The sequence below is a fragment of the Vibrio ouci genome, from assembly GCF_004551525.1.
GTDB lineage: Bacteria > Pseudomonadota > Gammaproteobacteria > Enterobacterales > Vibrionaceae > Vibrio > Vibrio ouci.
In genome coordinates, this window is sequence record NZ_SATR01000116.1 from 1 (window position 1) to 2,787 (window position 2,787).

Genomic DNA, 2,787 nt, shown 5'->3' on the forward strand with positions numbered 1-2,787 from the left:
CGACTACCACATCTTTAGAGAGCACATTAATGCGGAGCTGCCGAAATACACCGAAAGCTTAGCGATTCATTTATTGGGACAACCAAACACCTCTAAGTCCAACAGAGACTATTTAACCTTTGGGACGGGTAAGTGCGCCTTACAAGTGACCTTAACCGGGGTGTATCGCGGGTATTTTAAAGATTACACCACCGGAGAAAAAGGCTCGCTGATTAACCTAATGATGAGCCAGAAAGGCATCAGCTATAAAGAAGCCATGACGGAAGCCCACAACCTGTTAACCCATCCTGAGCAGTATCACATTACGATCAACAAGGAGCACGACAAGCTTATGAATAGCACGCCAAAACACATCGCTCAATTTGAGCAAAGAGCGAAAGATTACTTACATGAGAGTCAAGCGCTCAAAGGGACTTTAACGGAGCGATACCTGAACAAATTAGGCATCAAAGAAGCGCACAATGACAATGTGCGTTTTCATCCCGCGGTCTATTCTTCAGAAGATACCGCGTTCCACCCTGCCATACTCACCAACATTCATGATAAACAAGGGGAAACCCGTGCGATTGAAATTACCTATCTCGATCATCAAGCCAATAAAGCCGATGATATGGAAGTGAACCCAAGGGTATTRGGGAAAAAATCAAAACACCTGACGATGTTCAATCAAGGGCAAGATTTAAACACCACGATTATCAGCACCGGCATTGAGCAATCGTTTTTGATTAATGAACACAGCCAGGGCAACTATGACATCATCAATGTAAACCACAAAAATGACATTCAAAATATCTCGCCTGACGAGATCAGACAAAACGTCATTATCGTTTTAACCAATCAAAACTTAGCCATCAAYGCCAACAACATAGAGAAAATCGTCGAGAAGTTCTCCCCATCGAGCMTCCACTTTGTGACCGAAGAAGATATGCTCAAGCAAATAACGGACTGCGTTCAGGAATTCGAAGGTAAAGAGAAGGCGTTAAGACATGATGTCTTAGAACAGACCGAAGCAASCCCAATTCACCATCATCACTCTGATCATGTCCTTGCCTCTTATAAGCAGGACAAGGCGAGCCAAGAGCTTGAGCACTCTGACAGAAAAGAAGGAGCACGACAAAGAACGCTGGACTTTGATAAAAATCTCAACTCAGACAGAGAATCCGATCTAGACCGGGGGKTAGATCGATAGAAAGAGGTAGCCATTCAGTCCCAAAGATCTGGAGAATTTTGTCTATTGGCGCAATGAACACCGTCAGCGGGTAAAACTGTACGGACGATTGAATAACCCGTGCCCTCCRCCACCGGTGCCAAATTTGCCGCCGTTTCGTGGTAKTCGTCGTGTTGAGGCCTTGGGTACTGGCCAAATTTAAGTGACGCCTGGAAGGTCTTGCCTRGTTATTGTCTGCTTAACAGAAATCGGCGYAAGTCTTGCTCGRCGCGCATCACGTTTAAAATGAMGGCCTTATCGCCTTCGACTTTATAGAATATGCGGCATGGTTCGACGATCACCTCACGGTAACTGAGGTATTCAAGCTCGGGCGGAATGCGGCCAGATTCTGGAAAGGTTTKGAGACGGTCGACTTTGGTGAAGACGGTGTTCACCCATTGTTTAGCAGCAACRGCATTGTCGAGGGCTATGTACTCGGCAATGTCGTTCAGATCCGCTAAGGCTGGCCCCGTCCAAACTATTTCAGCCATTTCGCCATCTTTTCCTTGGCTTCTTCGTGACTGAACGTGTCGCCGTTGGCCAGAGCACGTTCTCCGCGTGCGATACCTTCTAAGATCGCCAAACGGTKTTGCATGAACTCATAGTCCTCRACATTGACCAGGTACGCAGACGGTTTGCCATGCTCGGTGATCAACACAGGCTCTTTGGTATCGTGCAGATCGGCCAAGATTTTGGTGGCTTGACGCTTAAGCGAGGTAACTAGTTCAACTTTCATGTACGAGACTCCATAACACTAGTAAAAGTGATACTATTCTATCACTTTTAGTATAGCAAGCCGCATGGACAGCTTGCACACTCTGTTTTCGGCCATGGTTAAGCAAATCACGAATATTATTTCGCAATGCATTTTGTTCGGAAGCCGATGACTATTCATGACTCATTATGCGACATCTATGGTTTCCATCGATTTGTCGGCTTAGTGGAATCCATGTTAACACGACGCTTAAACCTTGTTAGCATTACAGTTCCCACCCAGACTTATATGTTCTTGCACTCAATAAACTACAGAGCTCATCCATTACTTTCATAGATTTTTCAAGCCTGGGTAGCCTTTCATCCGAAAGGGTATCATTGACCCAGTGACGATTATGAACATACAAGTTGTAAGGATTGATAAYACACTTGAAATCAATGCTTAGTGACGTCGAGAGCGCAGAATCAGCCATGTAACTATGAGGTAGCCCCGCTGAGGTTACAAACGTCACCACTTTATCGAAGAGTGCGCCAGTTAAGCTACCATCAGGAGGTGTAGACCCMACATATTCAATGTATTTCTTTAACTCAGAACAACATCCCCAGTTATAAATTGGGCTGCATAAAACAATACCACTCGCCTSAGACGTYAACTTATGTAACGCCTTATATTGTTCCGTMTGATATATTTTGTCGTTGTCAAAATTTGGCACATYAAGTTCCGCCAAATCAACAAATTTAACTTGTCTATCCAACGATTGTAGTTCGTCAATACATAGCTTAGCGATTTGACGACTTCGACTATTTGGATCCAAGCTCGAACTTACTACCAAAATGTACATGTTATCTCCTGTCGAATGCTAACG

At 44.6% G+C, this 2,787-nt stretch carries 4 protein-coding genes; 1 reads left to right on the forward strand and 3 read right to left on the reverse strand.

Features of this window, described 5'->3' with window-relative positions; translation table 11 throughout:
* Positions 1 to 1,189: DUF7146 domain-containing protein (locus tag ELS82_RS24025; protein WP_208733282.1), on the forward strand; the 1,189-nt coding region annotated here is incomplete at its 5' end.
* A 206-nt stretch (positions 1,190 to 1,395) separates the two neighbouring features.
* On the opposite strand, the gene ELS82_RS24035 is transcribed toward ELS82_RS24025, so the two are convergent.
* From ELS82_RS24035 to ELS82_RS24045, 3 genes are all read right to left on the reverse strand, one after another.
* Positions 1,396 to 1,698, reverse strand: a complete 303-nt coding sequence (locus ELS82_RS24035) for a type II toxin-antitoxin system RelE/ParE family toxin (RefSeq protein WP_134837657.1) — start codon at positions 1,696 to 1,698, stop codon at positions 1,396 to 1,398.
* A complete protein-coding gene (locus tag ELS82_RS24040) occupies positions 1,686 to 1,943 on the reverse strand; it encodes a type II toxin-antitoxin system Phd/YefM family antitoxin (protein WP_134837658.1) in 258 nt (85 codons plus the stop codon). Before ELS82_RS24040 ends, ELS82_RS24035 begins: the two co-directional genes overlap by 13 nt.
* Positions 1,944 to 2,187: 244 nt before the next feature.
* Positions 2,188 to 2,763: an NADPH-dependent FMN reductase gene (locus tag ELS82_RS24045; protein ID WP_134837659.1), complete on the reverse strand. Its 576-nt coding sequence runs from the start codon at positions 2,761 to 2,763 to the stop codon at positions 2,188 to 2,190.
* Between the last annotated feature and the right edge of the window lie 24 nt (positions 2,764 to 2,787).